Source organism: Paenibacillus sp. 2003, from assembly GCF_031455635.1.
Taxonomy (GTDB): domain Bacteria; phylum Bacillota; class Bacilli; order Paenibacillales; family Paenibacillaceae; genus Paenibacillus; species Paenibacillus amylolyticus_B.
The window spans coordinates 251,267-269,292 of record NZ_JAVDTB010000002.1 but is presented as its reverse complement, the minus strand read 5'-3'; the positions used below and the strand labels follow the sequence as shown (position 1 = coordinate 269,292).

The 18,026-nt window shown below is 47.1% G+C and carries 17 protein-coding genes; 16 read left to right on the top strand and 1 reads right to left on the bottom strand.

What is annotated here, in order from left to right; genetic code table 11:
* Nucleotides 1-3 precede the first annotated feature (3 nt).
* The 15 genes from lepA to J2X75_RS13215 all read left to right on the top strand — a co-directional run bounded on the left by lepA (nucleotide 4) and on the right by J2X75_RS13215 (nucleotide 14,953).
* Entirely contained in the window at nucleotides 4-1,818 is a 1,815-nt protein-coding gene (lepA, locus tag J2X75_RS13285) for a translation elongation factor 4 (protein ID WP_076211672.1), read from the top strand.
* Between the two features lie 148 nt (nucleotides 1,819-1,966).
* Nucleotides 1,967-3,151: a radical SAM family heme chaperone HemW gene (hemW, locus tag J2X75_RS13280; RefSeq protein ID WP_310337122.1), complete on the top strand. Its 1,185-nt coding sequence runs from the start codon at nucleotides 1,967-1,969 to the stop codon at nucleotides 3,149-3,151.
* A gap of 118 nt (nucleotides 3,152-3,269) precedes the next feature.
* Nucleotides 3,270-3,740: an N-acetyltransferase gene (locus J2X75_RS13275; protein ID WP_017687214.1), complete on the top strand. Its 471-nt coding sequence runs from the start codon at nucleotides 3,270-3,272 to the stop codon at nucleotides 3,738-3,740.
* Between the two features lie 255 nt (nucleotides 3,741-3,995).
* Nucleotides 3,996-5,027, top strand: coding sequence for a heat-inducible transcriptional repressor HrcA (gene hrcA / locus J2X75_RS13270; protein WP_076211670.1), 1,032 nt, complete (start codon nucleotides 3,996-3,998; stop codon nucleotides 5,025-5,027).
* Nucleotides 5,028-5,071: 44 nt separating this feature from the next.
* Nucleotides 5,072-5,635, top strand: a complete 564-nt coding sequence (grpE, locus tag J2X75_RS13265; RefSeq protein WP_076211668.1) for a nucleotide exchange factor GrpE — start codon at nucleotides 5,072-5,074, stop codon at nucleotides 5,633-5,635.
* Nucleotides 5,636-5,796: 161 nt separating this feature from the next.
* The gene (gene dnaK / locus J2X75_RS13260) at nucleotides 5,797-7,641 is read left to right on the top strand and encodes a molecular chaperone DnaK (RefSeq protein ID WP_091028373.1); all 1,845 of its coding nucleotides are present in this window, start codon (nucleotides 5,797-5,799) and stop codon (nucleotides 7,639-7,641) included.
* A 129-nt stretch (nucleotides 7,642-7,770) separates the two neighbouring features.
* Nucleotides 7,771-8,895 carry a molecular chaperone DnaJ gene (dnaJ, locus tag J2X75_RS13255; RefSeq protein WP_062835521.1) on the top strand — a complete coding sequence of 375 codons (1,125 nt, stop codon included), beginning with the start codon at nucleotides 7,771-7,773 and terminating at the stop codon, nucleotides 8,893-8,895.
* Between the two features lie 241 nt (nucleotides 8,896-9,136).
* A complete protein-coding gene (locus J2X75_RS13250; RefSeq protein WP_017687219.1) occupies nucleotides 9,137-9,505 on the top strand; it encodes a hypothetical protein in 369 nt (122 codons plus the stop codon).
* Nucleotides 9,506-9,748: 243 nt separating this feature from the next.
* On the top strand, nucleotides 9,749-9,928 hold the full coding sequence (locus J2X75_RS13245) for a YfhD family protein (protein ID WP_017687220.1): 180 nt from the start codon (nucleotides 9,749-9,751) through the stop codon (nucleotides 9,926-9,928).
* The gene (locus J2X75_RS13240; RefSeq protein ID WP_310337117.1) at nucleotides 9,921-10,313 is read left to right on the top strand and encodes a hypothetical protein; all 393 of its coding nucleotides are present in this window, start codon (nucleotides 9,921-9,923) and stop codon (nucleotides 10,311-10,313) included. Before J2X75_RS13245 ends, J2X75_RS13240 begins: the two co-directional genes overlap by 8 nt.
* 190 nt (nucleotides 10,314-10,503) lie before the next feature.
* Nucleotides 10,504-11,469: a 50S ribosomal protein L11 methyltransferase gene (gene prmA / locus J2X75_RS13235; RefSeq protein WP_237174349.1), complete on the top strand. Its 966-nt coding sequence runs from the start codon at nucleotides 10,504-10,506 to the stop codon at nucleotides 11,467-11,469.
* Between the two features lie 3 nt (nucleotides 11,470-11,472).
* The gene (locus J2X75_RS13230; RefSeq protein ID WP_310337116.1) at nucleotides 11,473-12,153 is read left to right on the top strand and encodes a site-2 protease family protein; all 681 of its coding nucleotides are present in this window, start codon (nucleotides 11,473-11,475) and stop codon (nucleotides 12,151-12,153) included.
* 138 nt (nucleotides 12,154-12,291) lie between these two features.
* Complete coding sequence (locus J2X75_RS13225) at nucleotides 12,292-13,056, top strand: RsmE family RNA methyltransferase (RefSeq protein ID WP_192133644.1); 765 nt, start codon at nucleotides 12,292-12,294, stop codon at nucleotides 13,054-13,056.
* A gap of 2 nt (nucleotides 13,057-13,058) precedes the next feature.
* Nucleotides 13,059-14,405: a tRNA (N(6)-L-threonylcarbamoyladenosine(37)-C(2))-methylthiotransferase MtaB gene (gene mtaB / locus J2X75_RS13220; RefSeq protein ID WP_310337115.1), complete on the top strand. Its 1,347-nt coding sequence runs from the start codon at nucleotides 13,059-13,061 to the stop codon at nucleotides 14,403-14,405.
* Nucleotides 14,406-14,518: 113 nt separating this feature from the next.
* On the top strand, nucleotides 14,519-14,953 hold the full coding sequence (locus J2X75_RS13215; RefSeq protein WP_211080820.1) for an NUDIX hydrolase: 435 nt from the start codon (nucleotides 14,519-14,521) through the stop codon (nucleotides 14,951-14,953).
* 57 nt (nucleotides 14,954-15,010) lie between these two features.
* Here J2X75_RS13215 and J2X75_RS13210 read toward each other — a convergent pair whose 3' ends face one another.
* Nucleotides 15,011-16,012, bottom strand: coding sequence for a Na/Pi cotransporter family protein (locus tag J2X75_RS13210; RefSeq protein ID WP_310337114.1), 1,002 nt, complete (start codon nucleotides 16,010-16,012; stop codon nucleotides 15,011-15,013).
* Between the two features lie 596 nt (nucleotides 16,013-16,608).
* Here J2X75_RS13210 and J2X75_RS13205 point away from each other — a divergent pair.
* Nucleotides 16,609-17,985 carry a class I SAM-dependent rRNA methyltransferase gene (locus tag J2X75_RS13205; RefSeq protein ID WP_310337111.1) on the top strand — a complete coding sequence of 459 codons (1,377 nt, stop codon included), beginning with the start codon at nucleotides 16,609-16,611 and terminating at the stop codon, nucleotides 17,983-17,985.
* Nucleotides 17,986-18,026 lie beyond the last annotated feature (41 nt).

The following is an 18,026-nucleotide window of genomic DNA, read 5'->3' as shown; positions in this document are numbered from 1 at the left end:
GGAATGACTGACATTCGGGCAAGACAACGTAAAATTCGTAACTTTTCTATTATTGCACATATAGATCACGGCAAATCAACACTTGCGGACCGGATCTTGGAGCACACAGGTGCGCTCACTTCGCGTGAAATGCAGGAACAGGTTCTGGATAAGATGGACCTTGAACGCGAACGTGGAATAACGATCAAGCTACAAGCAGTAGCCTTGACTTACAAAGCGGATGACGGTGAAGAGTATTTATTGAATCTGATTGATACACCGGGACACGTAGACTTCACCTATGAAGTATCGCGCAGTCTTGCTGCATGTGAAGGTGCTCTGCTGGTTGTGGATGCGGCTCAGGGAATTGAAGCCCAAACACTTGCCAACGTGTATCTGGCATTGGATAACAACCTTGAAATTTTACCGGTTATCAACAAAATTGACCTTCCGAGCGCTGATCCTGAACGGGTGAAGCAGGAAGTGGAAGATGTTATTGGTTTGGACACAAGTAATGCGGTTTTGGCATCGGCCAAATCAGGAATCGGAATCAAAGAAATTTTGGAGCAAGTGGTGAAAAGTGTTCCGGCACCGACTGGTGATCCTGACCAGCCTTTGAAAGCGCTGATTTTTGACTCGCACTATGACCCGTACAAAGGTGTAATCGTATATGTACGTGTTGTTGATGGCAAAATCAAATCGGGTTCCAAAATCAAAATGATGGCAACAGGTAAATCATTTGAAGTCATTGAAGTTGGAGCGTTCAAACCTCGCATGACCATCGTGGACGAGCTGAACGTGGGTGATGTTGGATTTATCGTTGCAGGTATCCGGCATGTTGGCGATACACAAGTCGGGGATACGGTAACGGATGCCAAAAATCCAACACCGGAACCTTTGCCGGGTTATCGTAAAATTAACCCAATGGTGTATTGTGGTCTCTATCCGATCGAAACATCGGACTATGTTGATCTGCGTGAAGCGTTGGAGAAATTGCAGTTGAACGATGCGTCTCTGAGCTTTGAACCGGAAACATCCAGTGCACTCGGTTTTGGATTCCGTTGCGGATTCCTTGGACTGCTACACATGGACGTTATCCAGGAGCGGATCGAGCGGGAGTTTAACATTCCGTTGATCACAACGGCACCAAGTGTAATCTATCACGTCACCTTAACAAATGGTGAAGTGATGAAAATCGACAACCCATCCAACTATCCTGAGGTGGGACGGATTGATTACGTCGAGGAACCATACGTCAAGGCAGATATTATCGTACCGAATGATTATGTAGGTACCATTATGGAGCTGTGTCAGAATAAACGCGGTGAATATGTGAATATGGAATATCTGGACACAACCCGGGTTACCATTACCTATGAGATTCCGTTGTCCGAGATTGTATATGACTTCTTCGACCAGTTAAAATCCGGTACCAAAGGATATGCATCCCTGGATTATGAGCTGTCCGGTTACCGTCAGTCCAATCTGGCGAAAATGGATATTGTACTCAATGGCGAACAGGTGGATGCTCTGTCCTTCATAGTTCACCGTGACCGTGCCTATAACCGCGGACGCATTGTCTGTGAGAAACTGCGCGAGCTGATTCCACGGCAAATGTTCGAGGTGCCAATTCAGGCATCCGTAGGAACCAAGGTTGTTGCTCGTGAGACGGTAAAAGCAATGCGTAAAAACGTACTTGCCAAGTGTTATGGTGGTGACATCTCGCGGAAACGGAAACTGCTTGAGAAGCAGAAGGAAGGTAAGAAGCGGATGAAGCAGGTTGGTAACGTTGAGGTGCCACAAGAGGCATTCATGGCGGTACTGAAAATTGATGATTAAACAATCTATTTTGAGGTACAACACAGAATGTGTGTATTCAAATTAGATTAAGGAGAATTCAATTTCGGTTACAACACAGAATATTAAATAACTAAGCTGAAAGGGAAGCCGGATGGCTTTCCTTTTTTCAAATAGAGGGGGACTTGCCATGACATTGGCAGCACACAGCCGGAAGACAGGTGCGCCTCAAGCGGTGTATCTTCACATTCCCTTTTGCACGAATAAATGTTTTTATTGCGACTTTAACTCCTACGTTCTGAAAGATCAGCCCGTGATGCAATATCTCGAAGCGCTGGAACGGGAGATGGAACATACAGTCAAGGCCAATCCACCGGGTGAGATCAAGACCATATTTGTAGGTGGGGGTACGCCAACAGCTCTGAAACCGGATGAGATGGCAGTATTTCTTCGTTCCGTGAAGACGTATTTCCCAAATTGGGCGGACGATATTGAATTTTCGATGGAAGCCAACCCGGGAACCACGGATGCGGAGAAACTCGCTGCGATGAAAGAAGGCGGCGTCAACCGTGTCAGCTTTGGCGTGCAGGCTTTTCAGAATGATCTGCTGACAGGCATTGGCCGTATTCATAATACGGATGATGTATATCGCAGTTTGGAGAACGCTCGTAAAGCGGGACTGAATAACCTGTCCATTGACCTGATGTTTGGTTTGCCGAACCAGACTGTTAAAATGTTAAATGAGAGTATCGACAAAGCGCTGGAACTGGATCTGCCGCATTACTCCATCTACAGCCTGAAAGTGGAAGAGAATACACTTTTCCATACACTGTATCAGAAGAACCAGTTACCACTCCCTCATGAAGATGACGAGCTGGAGATGTATCTTCTATTAATGAGACGTATGAAAGAAGCAGGTTATGGACAATACGAGATCAGTAACTTTGCCAAGCCGGGCTTTGAGAGTCGTCACAATATTACCTACTGGCGTAATGAGGAATACTATGGTCTGGGTGCAGGTGCACATGGATATGTGGGCCGCGAACGGCATATGAATATTAAAGGTATAAATCCTTATGTTGAAGCTTCACGAGCAGGGCTGCCTCGTCTGGATCATTTTGAGATTGCTCGCCCGGAGGCCATGGAAGATTATCTGATGGTTGGACTGAGAATGTTGGAGGGGGCCTCAGCCTCACGGTTTAGCGAACAGTTCGGAGAGTCCATGGAAGAAGTGTTTGCGAAGCCTTTGGGCAAAATGTTGAACGCAGGGTTGCTTGAGCGGACGGCAGACGGCTTCCGACTGAGCGAGCAGGGTATCCTGTTCGGAAATGACGTTTTTGCGGAGTTTATCGGGTCCATATCGCTGAATTCATAGCTTGAAATTCTATACGCTTTGTTGTATATTTATTCATATTGATTTTACAGAGCGTGTTAATTTAACAACTACGAAGTCAGCTTTCCTCTGGAAAGCTTGGTAATAGGAGGAGAGCAGGATGTCGGTAATATGCAGAAAAGCCGTGCCGGAAGATGTTGAACCACTGTATGAAATGATTAAGGGCTATGCAGAGCGTGGGATCATGCTTCCGCGATCACGGGAAATACTGCACCGACAGCTGGAGCACTTTGTTGTAGCCGAAGTTGATGGTGAAGTGGTGGGTTGCGGATCGCTTTGTCGTCTGGGGAATGATTTGGTGGAAGTCAGATCACTCGGTATCTCGGAAGGGCACAAAGGGCTCGGTATTGGCTCGCGATTGCTGGATCGACTGGTAGAAGAGGCGGAGAAACAACAGATTCCCAAGGTGATGGCGTTGACATATGAAGTATCCTTCTTCCTCAAAAACGGCTTTGCTGTGGTGGAAAAAGAGATTTTCCCCGAGAAAGTATGGACCGACTGTGTTCATTGCAGCAAGCAGGATTGTTGCGATGAGATCGCGGTATTAAAAGAGCTTAACGTTTCAGCCTAACAACTGAATGGACTGCATGGATTGAGCCGAGTCAGCCTCTGCCCTACATGCAGTCCTTTTTTATTTCAAAGTATGTTCAATAAAGTTGTTAGGACTCGTCGACATTGGTCTATACTATAAATAGATGAGCCCACTCATCAAACTCACTTGACAATGTTCACGTCAGTTTGGTATTTTTGTATTACCGCTTAGCACTCATCTAACCGGAGTGCTAACGACATGGGACAGTACAGTCAGAAGGAGGGAATACTCACCATGTTAACAGAGCGTCAACGAATGATTCTGAACGCTATAGTGGATGACTATATCCGTTCAGCTGAGCCCGTAGGGTCCCGGAGCATTTCCAAAAGGGGAGATGTTGGATACAGTCCGGCGACGATCCGTAATGAAATGGCGGATCTTGAAGATATGGGCTTTCTGGAACAGCCGCATACATCTGCTGGACGCATTCCATCCCATAAAGGCTATCGATATTATGTCGATCATTTGGTTCCCTGGAATCAGGTAGAGCCTCAGGAATTGGACGATCTGAAGTCGTTCTTCGCCGAAAAGCTGAATGTCATGGAACAAGTTATTCAACATGCATCCAATATTTTGTCACATATGACGAATTATACTTCGATCCTGCTTGGACCGGAAGTATTCCATACGTCCCTACGTCACTTTCAATTGCTTCCGCTGAACGAAAGTGAAGCTGTGGCAATCATCGTGACCAATACCGGTCAGGTGGAGAACAAGACGGTCCAGATTCCTCCAGAAATCTCGGTAGCCGAGATGGAGAAAGTGGTTCGACTGTTGAACACCAAGCTGGTTGGTGTGCCAATTTACAAATTGAAATCCCGTCTCTATACTGAACTTGGGCAAGAGATGGAACGGCATATTACACGTTACGAGGAAGTTATGCAGGTGCTGAACAGTGCCTTTGACAACGAACATGATAATCGTCTGTTCCTCAGTGGTGCCACCAATATGTTGACTCAACCGGAGTTTAAAGATATCGAAAAGGTAAAAGATATTCTTGACCTGCTGGAAGAGACACCAACACTCATGAAATTGATGATGCCCGTGCCGGGTGGATCTGGTATTCAAGTGCGAATCGGCACTGAGAATGATCATGAAGCCTTTGCCAACTGCAGCCTGATTACAGCCTCCTATTCATTGGACGGTGAGGCTTTGGGTTCGATCGGTATTCTAGGACCCACGCGGATGGATTATGCACGTGTCATTCATATTCTAAATACACTATCCCGTGACTTGACGGCGATGCTCACGCATCGTTTCAAATAAGATTCGGGAATGAACCATTTCATTCGTATAAGGAGGTGAACATCTTGAAAGAGGAGCAATCATTTACAGAAGAACAAGAGGTAACAGCAGCTGAACAGGAGCCTATTAATGAAGCTGGCGCTGCAGAAGCACAAGCTGAAGAAATGGCTGATCAGGAGCAGGATGAGCTTGCACGTCTGAAGGCAGAAGCTGAGGAGCAACAGCAGCGTTATGTCCGTGCACAGGCTGATTTTGATAACTTCCGTCGTCGTACTCAGAAGGAAAAAGAAGAATTGGCTAAATACGCTTCGATGAAGCTGGTCACCGAACTGGTACCGGTTATTGATAACTTCGAGCGCGCCATGGCTACTGTACCGGAAGGAGCAGAGGTCGAATCTTTCTCCAAGGGCATCCAAATGATTTTCCGTCAATTGGAAACCGTGATGAATAACGAAGGTCTGACGGCAATGGAATCGGTAGGACAACCGTTCAATCCTGAATTCCACCAAGCTATTATGCAAGTGGAGAGCGACGAGTACGAAGAAGGTATCGTTGTTGAGGAAGTCCAAAAAGGCTACATGCTGAAAGATAAAGTGCTTCGTCCAGCTATGGTTAAAGTCAGCTCATAATTTCCTTATAGGAAGGAATGAGTCGGCTCCATAGTTGAACAATGTGGGCGAAGTTTAATATAAAGGTTTGTACACATAGAGCACGATTAGCAACATGAACATCTAAATAGGGGTCAGATCAGACCCATTCATTTTAAATTGTTGAGGGAGGAAATTTTCGGATGAGCAAAGTAATTGGTATTGACTTAGGAACAACAAACTCATGCGTAGCAGTAATGGAAGGCGGCGAGGCTGTCGTAATTCCAAATCCGGAGGGCGCACGTACAACTCCATCCGTAGTTGGTTTCAAAAAAGATGGAGAGCGCGTTGTTGGTGAAACTGCAAAACGTCAAGCGATCACCAATCCGGATCGTACCATCATGTCGATCAAACGTCACATGGGTACTTCCCACAAGGAAACAATTGATGGCAAAGACTACTCTGCACAAGAGATCTCTGCAATCATCCTGCAAAAATTAAAAACTGATGCTGAAGCTTATCTGGGTCAAACGGTAACTCAAGCAGTTATCACTGTACCAGCTTACTTCAATGACAGTCAGCGTCAAGCGACTAAAGATGCGGGTAAAATTGCAGGTTTGGAAGTTCTGCGTATCGTCAACGAGCCTACAGCAGCAGCTTTGGCATACGGTATGGAGAAATCCGAAGACCAAACAATTCTCGTATATGACCTGGGTGGCGGTACGTTCGACGTATCCATTCTTGAACTGGGTGACGGCTTCTTCGAAGTTAAAGCAACGAGCGGGGACAACCAACTGGGCGGGGATGACTTTGACCAAGTAATCATTGATTATCTCGTAAGTGAATTCAAAAAAGATCAAGGCATTGACTTGAGTAAAGATAAAGCAGCGGTTCAACGTTTGAAAGATGCAGCGGAAAAAGCGAAAAAAGAACTTTCCGGCGTATTGACTACAACGATCTCCTTGCCGTTCATCACGGTTGCTGATGGCGTTCCTCAGCATTTGGAGTTGAACCTGAGCCGTGCGAAATTTGAAGAAATCTCTGCAGGTCTGGTTGAGCGTACGCTTGAACCAACTCGTCGTGCATTGAGTGATGCCGGTATGACAGCTAACGATATCGACAAGATCGTATTGGTTGGTGGTTCCACACGTATTCCTGCAGTACAAGAAGCAATCAAAAAACTGACGGGTAAAGAGCCTCACAAAGGCGTTAACCCGGATGAAGTTGTAGCTTTGGGTGCTGCTGTACAAGCGGGCGTACTGACAGGTGACGTGAAAGACGTTGTATTGCTTGACGTAACTCCACTGTCCCTGGGTATCGAAACAGCAGGTGGCGTATTCACTAAAATGATCGAGCGTAACACAACGATCCCTACAAGCAAATCTCAAGTATTCTCCACATATGCAGACAATCAACCAAGCGTTGAGATTCATGTTCTGCAAGGTGAGCGTGAGATGGCAGCAGGTAACAAATCGCTTGGACGTTTCATGTTGGGTGATATTCCACCAGCTCCACGTGGCGTTCCACAGATCGAAGTTAGCTTCGATATTGATGCCAACGGTATCGTTAACGTATCTGCAACAGATAAAGGTACGAACAAAACTCAAAAAATCACAATCACTTCTTCCAGCGGTTTGAGCGATGCTGAAGTTGAGCAAATGATGAAAGATGCTGAGTTGCACGCTGAAGAAGATAAAAAACGCAGAGAACTCGTTGAAGCGAAAAACAGTGCAGATCAATTGATCTACTCTGTTGACAAAACGATCAAAGATCTTGGCGAAAAAGCAGATGCTGGCGAAGTTGAAAAAGCAAATGCTGCCAAAGAAAAACTGCAAGGTGTTCTGGCTTCCGACAACCTGGAAGATATCAAAGCTGCTACAGAAGAACTGACAGAGATCGTTCAACAACTGTCCGTGAAACTGTATGAGCAAGCTCAGGCGCAAGAGCAAGAAGCACAAGGTGCTGAAGAGCAACAAGGTTCCGCTAAACGTGATAACGTCGTAGACGCTGATTACGAAGTTGTGGATGAAGATAAAAAACAAAACTAATTCGTAGTTCTACGCGAATTAAACATCGGTGACGTTCGAATTAGAGGGAAAGTCATAGCCGGGGCTCCCGCGCTTTGGCTTTCCTTTTGTCACGATGTGCGATATGGTGAATGATATGGGGGTGGAAGAGTGGCTGAAAAGCGTGATTATTATGAGGTGCTTGGCGTTAGTAAAACGGCTAACGACGATGAGATTAAAAAGGCTTACCGTAAGCTTGCCCGTCAGTATCACCCTGACGTAAACAAGGCTGCTGATGCGGAAGCTAAATTTAAAGAAGTTAAAGAAGCTTATGACGTAGTGAGTGACGGTCAGAAGCGTGCACAATATGATCAATATGGTCATGTCGATCCGAATCAGGGTGGATTCGGTGGTGGCGGTGATTTTGGCGGCGGCGGATTTGGCGACATCTTCGACATGTTCTTTGGCGGTGGTGGCGGTGGACGACGTGATCCAAATGCTCCGCAACGGGGAAATGATTTGCAGTACACGATGACGATCGAGTTCAAGGAAGCTGTATTCGGTAAAGAAACCGATATTACGATTCCGCGTACCGAAGGCTGTGATACCTGTCATGGCTCAGGTGCCAAACCTGGAACGAAACCGGAAACCTGCTCGGTCTGCCAAGGTAGCGGTCAGCAGGAAGTCGTGCAAAATACACCGTTTGGTCGTATGGTTAATCGTCGTGCATGTTCGAACTGTAGTGGTTCGGGCCAAATTATCAAAGAAAAATGTACAACGTGCAGTGGTAGCGGTAAAGTCCGCAAGCAACGCAAAATCCATGTTCGCATTCCAGCGGGTGTAGATGACGGCGCGCAACTGCGTATGACAGGTGAGGGCGAGGGAGGCCTGCGTGGCGGACCAGCGGGAGATCTGTATATTGTCATTCGCGTGAAATCACATGATTTCTTCGAGCGTGAAGGGGACGATATTTATTGCGAAATCCCACTTACCTTTGCTCAGGCAGCTCTGGGAGATGAAGTTGAAATCCCGACGCTGACCGAGAAAGTGAAGTTGAAAGTACCAGCTGGTACACAAACGGGAACGTATTTCCGACTCAAAGGCAAAGGTGTACCACGCCTGCGCGGTATGGGGCAAGGGGATCAACATGTGAAAGTGGTTGTGGTTACACCTAGTAAGCTGAATGACGAGCAGAAAGATCTGCTTCGCCAAATTGCTGCGCTGGATGGAGAGCAAACACATGAGCATGAACAATCTTTCTTTGACAGAGTGAAACGCGCCTTCCGCGGCGACTGAGAATAAAATAAAGCAAGCCCAAAAGGACACCACAGCGGTTTTTACCGCAAGGTGTCCTTTTTTGTACGCCTTTTTTTAGTGGTTCAGTGTTTTTGGCAAAATCCATGGATTTATGCTACAAAGAACGACAACAATTTGTGGGGGCGTTTCGGTATATTCTGAGCAAACTTGCGGAAAGATAGCATGGCGAGAATGATATGCATAGCTGATATGCGAGAAATTAGGGAAGCAGGTGAAGCGGATGACCGAGAAAAATATTTTGGCGTACTTCCACAGCCCGGAGCAGGCTCAAGGGGCAGCCAAAAAACTGGAGGCATTGCGAGTGGAGGACCTGTCCATTAATCGATTCAGCCGATATGCGGGTGTAGGACCAAGCGGGGCTTCCTACAAGCCGGGTGTTTCCGGCAGTTTTTCATCATGGGTGCCCGATTCGATGCAAACAAATGCCAGTGCTGGAATCATGGCTGCGGCGGACCCTTCTGCAAGCGGCATGAGTGATGGTGGACAGGGTGGACCTACGGGAAGGGATGTATTACTAACGGTCATCGTAGATGAATCGGTACATCACCGCGCTATGTCTATAATCGAACAAGCCGGTGGAATGATCTAGTTTCAAGAAATCCATATTTAGATCACAATATAAGATTCAATCTAAACATTTACACAATAACGGAGAGGACAGAAAAAAATGAAGAAGCGAAGCGTTCGCCTTTATCCCCGGATTTTCCCTTTGGAAGAAGGGGAATTAAAAAAAATCTGGGGATAACAGCGATCGGAAAGTTGTTCTGTCATCGGAGTGTCAGTGTAAATATGATTTAGTTGAACTTATACAATTTGAAGGAGGAGTATTACAATGGCAGAACATGAACGTCCAGGCAAGATTTTAACGAAAACGGAAAAGATGAAACGTATGCAATCCGCAAAAAATGAGGACGTGGAATTCAGCGCTGAAGCTGCGGATCATGAAGATATAGAAGCACTACGCCGCAGTGAAGCGGCTGATCGACGTCAGGGACGGGAGCTTCATGACTGAAGATCGCTCGGCAGTGACCCTCGAAGCTGTTTTTACAAGCTGGACTGAGGCCGAGTCTGCACGCAGAGCCCTGGAATTGTTGCACCCAAACCAATTGAGTATAGAGAGCCTTGGCAATGAAGCGTCTGCATTGGAATCAAACGATGTTAAGGGCTTCGATAATTCTCCTACAGCCGTCGTCGGAGGATTTAGTGGCGAATTGAATGTACTTGCCCTGATTAGTGATGACACGGAAATGTTGTCCAATGGTCAGGTGTATGATACACCCGAAGAGGATTCGGCAAACAGGCTAAAACAAGAAATTTTGCTGACCGTGTCCGTATCCAACGATTCGCTCCCGCAAGCCGCAGAGATGATCACACAGAATGGTGGACGTTTTTGCTAAGTGAGATTCGAATGTTGCAAAATGCTGAAGTAAATGAAACAGATATGTATGAATAGAGAACAGGATATTCGAGCAGTCAGGCTGCGGATATCCTGTTTTGTTTTTCTTTTACTGGTGCGGCTTTGTGCTCCGGCTAGCTTGTGTAGTACAATAGTTGGGATGTTTGAAAAATGAGGAGGAAAAACCAAGTATGTTATGGCATGAACTAACAATACATACCACTGAAGAAGCTGTGGAGATGATTTCGAATTTTTTACATGAAGCGGGTGCTGGAGGGGTTTCGATTGAAGAGTCCGGTACTTTAAATAAAAAACGGGACACAACATATGGTGAGTTATACGACGTTCCTTTGAATGATATACCTGAAGGCTTTGCGGTCATCAAAGGGTACTTCTCCGAAGGTACGGATATGGTTGCATTACAGTCAGAAGTTAATCCGAGAATTGAGGAACTCCCCGAATTCGGAATTGATACAGGTGAAGTTCGTTATGAGACGCGTACAGTAGATGAAAATGACTGGGCAACAGCCTGGAAGCAATATTTCAAGCCGGTACGTGTATCGGAACGTCTGACGATTAAACCAACGTGGGAAGAGTATACGCCAGAAAGTCCGGATGAGAAAATTATTGAGCTTGATCCAGGCATGGCTTTTGGTACAGGAACACATCCAACGACCTCCCTCTGCTTGCGTACACTGGAAACGGTTATTCAGGGCGGCGAGGAAGTCATTGACGTAGGTACAGGTTCTGGTATTTTGGCTATAGGAGCGATTAAGCTTGGCGCTAAACATGTACTTGCGCTCGATCTTGATCCGGTTGCGGTAATCAGTGCCAGAGAGAATGTGGAATTGAATGGGCTGGAGCAACAAATTACGGTTAAAGAGAGTGATCTGTTGTCCGTCCTTGGGAGCCAGGACCCTGCGCTTGGTGTGCAACTGCCAGTTAAGGTTGTTGTGGCGAACATTCTGGCTGAAATCATTTTGTTGTTCGTAGACGATGTCTATCATGCGCTTGAGTCTGGTGGGACCTATATTGTATCCGGCATTTGGAAGAACAAAGAGCAGGTTGTACATGATGCACTGGTAGCCTCCGGGTTTGAAGTGAGTGCGATCCACCGTGATGAGGATTGGCTGGCGTTTGTAGCCAGAAAGGGGTAACGTATGGACTTTTGGAATTCGTTCTTTCGTTATCCGATCGATCAGCTTCCGTTTTTCCTGCTGACCATCCTGATCGCATTTACGGTGCATGAATTCTCGCATGCGTATTTTGCCAACAAATTCGGTGATCCGACAGCCAAGCTGTTGGGTCGGGTCACACTGAATCCGGTTGTACACTTTGACTTGTTTGGTGTGCTGTTGCTCATTATTGCCGGCTTTGGTTGGGCACGTCCGGTTCCGGTTAATCGGGCTAACTTCGACAAGCCTAGATTGATGGGCATCATCGTATCCGCAGCAGGGCCTCTGAGTAATCTGTTGCTCGCGATCATCGGTACAATCATCTATGCTTCACTGGTTGGTTCGGGCGCACTCGGCAGCATTGATAATGAGCGGTTGCTGACAGCAATCACGACGTTCTTCGCTATTTTTAACTTAACCAACTTTTTCCTATTCCTGTTTAACTTGATTCCGTTGCCCCCGTTGGATGGTTATCGGATTCTGGAGGATGTAGTGCCACCTTCAATCAGCCGCAAGCTGCAAGGGGTGGAGCAATGGTCCATTTTTATCTTCCTATTGATTCTTGTTATACCTCCGTTGCAAAATATGACGATTCAACCTTTGTATGAGTTTGCGCAAACGATGTATGTGGATCTGGCAAAGCTGGTTATTGAACTATATCGCTAAAAGTGCATCTTGTATTGGACCGGAATACTGGTCAGAAACACGTAAAAGTTGTATGATCATCTGTGGCGATTGGATTCACGCCTGTCATTAGGCGGGGGGAATTCCAGTCATAACAGGACAGAATGGGTGGATTGACTAATGCAGCGATATTTTGTATCTGCAGAGCAGTTTAATGAACACGCTGTGATCATCACAGGTGATGATGCACGCCATATCGGCAAGGTCATGCGTGGTAAACCTGGAGATAAACTGATTGTCAGTGACGGAAACTCCAGAGAAGCACTCGTGGAAATTGAGACCATTGAAGTTGGCCAAGTTACAGCCAATATTGTGGAACCTCTCGAGATGGACCATGAAGCACGGATTCGTGTAACCGTGGCACAGAGTTTGCCCAAGGGCGACAAGATGGAAACAGTGATCCAGAGATGTACTGAGATTGGGGCGGTATCCTTTGTACCCTTCCTATCAGAGCGTACGATTGTGCAATATGATGCCAAGAAAGAAGGCAAACGGTTGGAGCGGTGGCGGAAAATTGCCAAGGAAGCTGCCGAACAGAGTCACCGGAATCGTATTCCATCCGTTGAGCAGCCGCTTTCCTGGAAAGGGTTGTTATCTTCTTTTGAGGGCTACAGCCTGGTATGTTATTGTTATGAGAAAGAAAACGGTAAACAGCTGAGAGATGCACTGAAGCCGTTTGTTGAGCAGCTTGCACCTGATGCAAGTGCAGAAGTACTGATTGTTGTTGGACCGGAAGGTGGATTTTCTGAGAAGGAGACGGCAGAGGCTGATCAGGCTGGTGCTGTATCTGTTGGACTGGGCAAACGCATTTTGCGTGCTGAGACAGCTGGAATGGCAGCACTAACTTGCGTGTTATATGAATCCGGAGAAATGGGAGGAATGTAATTATGCCATCCGTGGCGTTTTACACCTTAGGCTGCAAAGTTAATTTCTATGATACAGAGGCGATTTGGCAATTGTTCAAAAACGAAGGTTACGATCAAGTGGACTTTGATGAACAGACAGCGGATGTATACTTGATTAATACTTGTACAGTAACCAATACCGGCGACAAAAAGAGCCGTCAAATTATTCGTCGTGCCATTCGGCGCAACCCGGAGGCGATTGTGGCCGTTACAGGCTGCTACGCGCAGACTTCTCCGGCAGAGATTTTGGACATCCCAGGGGTGGATCTGGTTATCGGTACACAGGACCGTGACAAGATTCTGCCATATGTTAATGAAATTCAGGAGTCCCGTCAACCCGTTAATGCGGTACGCAATATTATGAAAACCCGTGTATTTGAAGAAATGGACGTACCGGATTTTGCTGACCGTACCCGCGCATTCCTGAAGATTCAGGATGGTTGCAATAACTTCTGTACATTCTGCATTATTCCGTGGTCTCGTGGTCTCTCACGCAGCCGTGAGGCAAACAGCATTATTCAACAGGCGCATCAACTCGTACACGCTGGATACAAGGAGATTGTTCTGACCGGTATTCATACAGGCGGGTATGGCGATGACATGGAGAACTATGATCTGACTGATCTGCTGTGGGATTTGGACAAGGTAGAGGGCTTGGAGCGTATTCGAATCAGTTCGATTGAAGCCAGCCAGATTAATGACCGTATGCTCGACGTGATCAAACGTTCGGATAAACTTGTTCGTCACTTCCATATTCCGCTGCAAGCGGGTGATGATACGGTGTTGAAACGTATGCGCCGCAAATATACGACAGAAGAGTTCTACAACAAGATGCTTCGCATTCGGGAAGCGATGCCGGATGTAGCGATTACAACAGACATTATTGTTGGATTTCCAGGTGAGACGGAAGAGATGTATCGTAATGGCTATGAATTGATGCGGAAGATCGGTTTTTCCGAAATGCACGTATTCCCCTATTCCAAGCGTACAGGTACACCAGCAGCACGAATGGAAGATCAGGTGGACGAAGAGGTCAAAAATGCACGTGTGCATGAACTGATTGACTTGTCTGAACAGATGCAGCTGGAGTACGCTAAGCAGTTTGTCGGACAGATACTGGATGTTATTCCCGAAGGTGAAGCCAAGGGCCGCGAAGGAAGTGGCAAGCTGCACGGTTATAGCGACAACTACATCCAACTGGTCTTTGACGGAACGATGGATATGGTCGGTAAAGTGTGCCGAGTCAAAGTGGTTGAAGCTGGCGTCAACGAAAGTCAGGCTACGCTGGTACGTGTGTTGGAAGAGAATCTTAAGTCCGCCGCGATGTAAATCGAGGCGTCAGAAACAAGGATTTCATTTCCTTGGGGAGCTTACCCGGGGAGATGAGGTCCTTCTTTTGCAAAAAATAAGATAAAGATATGAAGTTGATGGGGGAGCGCACGATGAACAAAAAAGAAATTTCAGCAGGCGGAGTTGTTTATAGAACAGGGGAAGACGGACGTCTTCAAATTCAGCTTATCGTAGATCGTTATGGTAAAACAACTCTCGCCAAGGGCAAAATGGAAGATGGAGAAACAATCGAACAGACGGCACTGCGTGAGATTTTGGAAGAGACAGGTATGGTGGGTCGCATTGTAGAGCCGGTTGATATCATTGCTTACACGTACCAACATGCAGATTTTGGCCCGGTGGACAAGGAAGTTCATTATTATCTCGTTGAAGCCGAGAGTGGAGATCTACAGCCTCAGATTGAAGAAATCAAGGGTGTGGATTGGTATGCTCCGGAAGAAGCATGGTCCAGACAGCAGCAGAACGGATATGATAATAACGATGATATCTTGCGTGTAGCCCTGAACAAGTTAGGCATTAACGTATAACGCATTATTGTTCGAATCGGTTAGCCGCGCGCTCTGTGGGTCTGGATAGGCAGATCATCAAGCCACGGGTGACTTCGCCGATGGGGCGTGGACCGGTGGTTTTTTGTGCCAGATTGGCAAGTAACAGAACGGTAAGGCAAGCAGTGAACTGGTGATGTTAAAAAGGGTCTGGGCATGCGCAATCTGTGCCCCGTTGTCCGCTGACAGCCAGGCCGAAGCTGCATGCAGCTGGCCGATCAGCGGCATAAACAGCAGCGCTCCCGCAATGTTTAATACAACATGGGAGGCTGCGACAAATTTGCCTGCGGATGCTCCGCCCGCGGCAGCAATCACAGCGGTGATGCAGGTCCCCACATTGGACCCGATCACAATGGCGATGCCGATCTCCACAGGCAATACCCCTGTGGCTGCGAGCGTAATCGCCATGCTAATGACAGCTGCACTGCTGTGAATGAGCGCTGTCAGACAGGCACCTGCCAGGAAGCCCCACCACAAGCTGTCGGCAGAGCGGTCGAGAAACCATTGAAATACGCCCATGCTCCGCAGTGGCAATGCAATGGACTGCATCACCTGTATGCCTGTCATGACAAGTGCAAATCCCGCAGCTGCGAGGAAGCTGTACTGGATGTTAAACAGAGTCTGGCGCGTACGTTCAGGAGCGGTCAGATTGCGTTCACCAAGTACAACAAACATGGCCCAGCCCGTCAGCGACAGGACAAGCAACGGCAGGGAAGCACGTCCGATCTGCAGTCCCACCAGCTCCGTCGTCAGACATGTCCCGATGTTCGTGCCGAGGATGATGCCGAGTGTGCGTCCATAGGTGATTAATCTGGCATTAGCCAGTCCAATGGTGAGTACGGTGACTGCAGTACTGCTCTGTAACAGAGCCGTTGCGCCCGCACTGAAGGCCATGCCTTTCCATGGAGCAGAGGTGGCGCGATTGAGCCAACTTTCCAACATGGGCCCAGCCATGCGCTGCAAGGCCGTTTCCATTAGCTTCATGCCACCAAAAAAGATAATAAGCCCATATAGTAGGGGCAATATTACATCTCTAAACATAGAAACATCATTCCTTCCGTCCGGGTTCCTTAACTCATCCTATGAGTAAGAAAAGACAACCATGACAAGCCTAAAGGAATTCAGAGGGAAGCGACCTAATTCCGTCCCCTCATTGAAAATTACGGAAATGTGTCTTAACTGCTCCACCCCAATTTGAAAGATACGGTGATTCGTGCAAACGTAGTGGAGGGACGGATCGGAATCTGAAGAAGCGAGTAGCACGTGTATGTGGCGGTTGTTTAAGGTTTTTTTGATTAGGTGAGTCTCAAAAAAAGAATAGCAACGCTCAGAACCAATCCGTAACCGTTACATCATTTAATTAAAGCGACCAAAGTACCAATCGGCGGCTGAAGCTTCTAAATTACCCGCCCCAATTCGAAAGATACGGTGATTCGTGCAAGCGTAATGGAGGGGACGAAAACGAATCTGAAGAAGCGAAGCGTGCGCCTTTGTCTCCGGATTTTCCCTTTAAGAAAGGGAATCAAAAAAATCTGGAGACAACAGCGATCGGAAGATCGATTCGTAACCGAAACGCCACCTACGCGCCGCACCAAACCTATCTTTCGAACTATTAAATTAAAGGAAGTGGATCTACCTTGCCATCAGTTACACTCGAACGCAGTCGCAAAAAGCGGCTTGAACATGCACATCCATGGATATTTAACAACGAAATTGCCTCGGTTGACGGAAACCCGGAACCGGGACAACTGGTCAATGTATTGAATCATCAAGGTCGCTATCTGGCGACAGGATATTACAATCCCGCATCTCAGATCACTGTAAGAGTTGTAGCGTATCAACCGCTGGAGTCTGAACAGATGGATACGGCGTTCTTTGCAGCGCGTTTCCGCGATTGCTTGCGTCATCGGGAACGTTTTATCCAGGATGGAGAGGCATACCGTCTCGTTTATGGCGAAGCTGATTTTCTGCCAGGATTGATCGTTGACCGGTTCGGCAGCATCCTCGTTGTACAGTTGCTTACACTTGGTATGGATCGTTGCCGTGAAGCCATTGTACAGGCACTCATTGAAGTAATGCAGCCTGAAGGCATTTACGAGCGCAGTGATGTCTCGATTCGTGAACTGGAAGGTTTGGAGCAGACCAAAGGTCCGCTGTACGGAGAGTGCCCACGGCATGTCACGGTTACAGAGAATGGACTACTCATTAAAGTCGATATCGTGGAAGGACAGAAGACAGGTTACTTCTTCGATCAACGTGAGAATCGTGCAGCGATCGAACCGCTCATGAAGGGTTGGGGCTACAAGAGTGGAATCACACTTCAAACGACTGAGCAGGATGGCACAGAGCAGCTCTTGCCTGTGAATAAAAGCGGTAAGGTAGTTACATTCCCATATTGGGATGGTGCCACTGTATTGGAGTGTTTCTCACACACGGGCAGCTTTACGTTGAATGCTTGCAAGTATGGAGCCAAAAAAGTGACTTGTCTTGATATTTCGGAGCATGCCATTGAGAGTGCACGAACAAATGTGGAGCTGAACGGTTTCACCGACCGGGTCGAATTCGTAGTTGCTGATGCATTCCAGTACTTGCGTGAACAAGTGAAGGGGCTGGATGAACGTACTGCACGTGCGCGCGCTGGCGAACAAAAAGTAGATACTTCCAAAGCGCTTGCAGCTGGCGGTAAAACATTTGATGTAGTCATCCTCGATCCCCCGGCGTTTGCCAAGACGAAATCAGCAGTTAAAGGTGCATGCCGCGGATATAAGGATATCAACCTGCAAGGTATGAAACTGGTTAATGAGGGCGGATATTTGGTAACAGCCAGCTGTTCGTATCACATGCGTCCTGACCTTTTCTTGGACACGATTGCCGATGCAGCAGAAGATGCAGGAAAAGTACTGCGTCTAATCGACTGGAAGGCAGCTGGTAAGGATCACCCGCAAATTTTGGGCGTGGATGAAGGACATTACCTGAAATTTGCTATTTTCGAAGTGCGCAGCAAAAAGAATTAGAGGAGTCTCTTTTTACTTGTTTTAATCTTTCGTGAGATAAA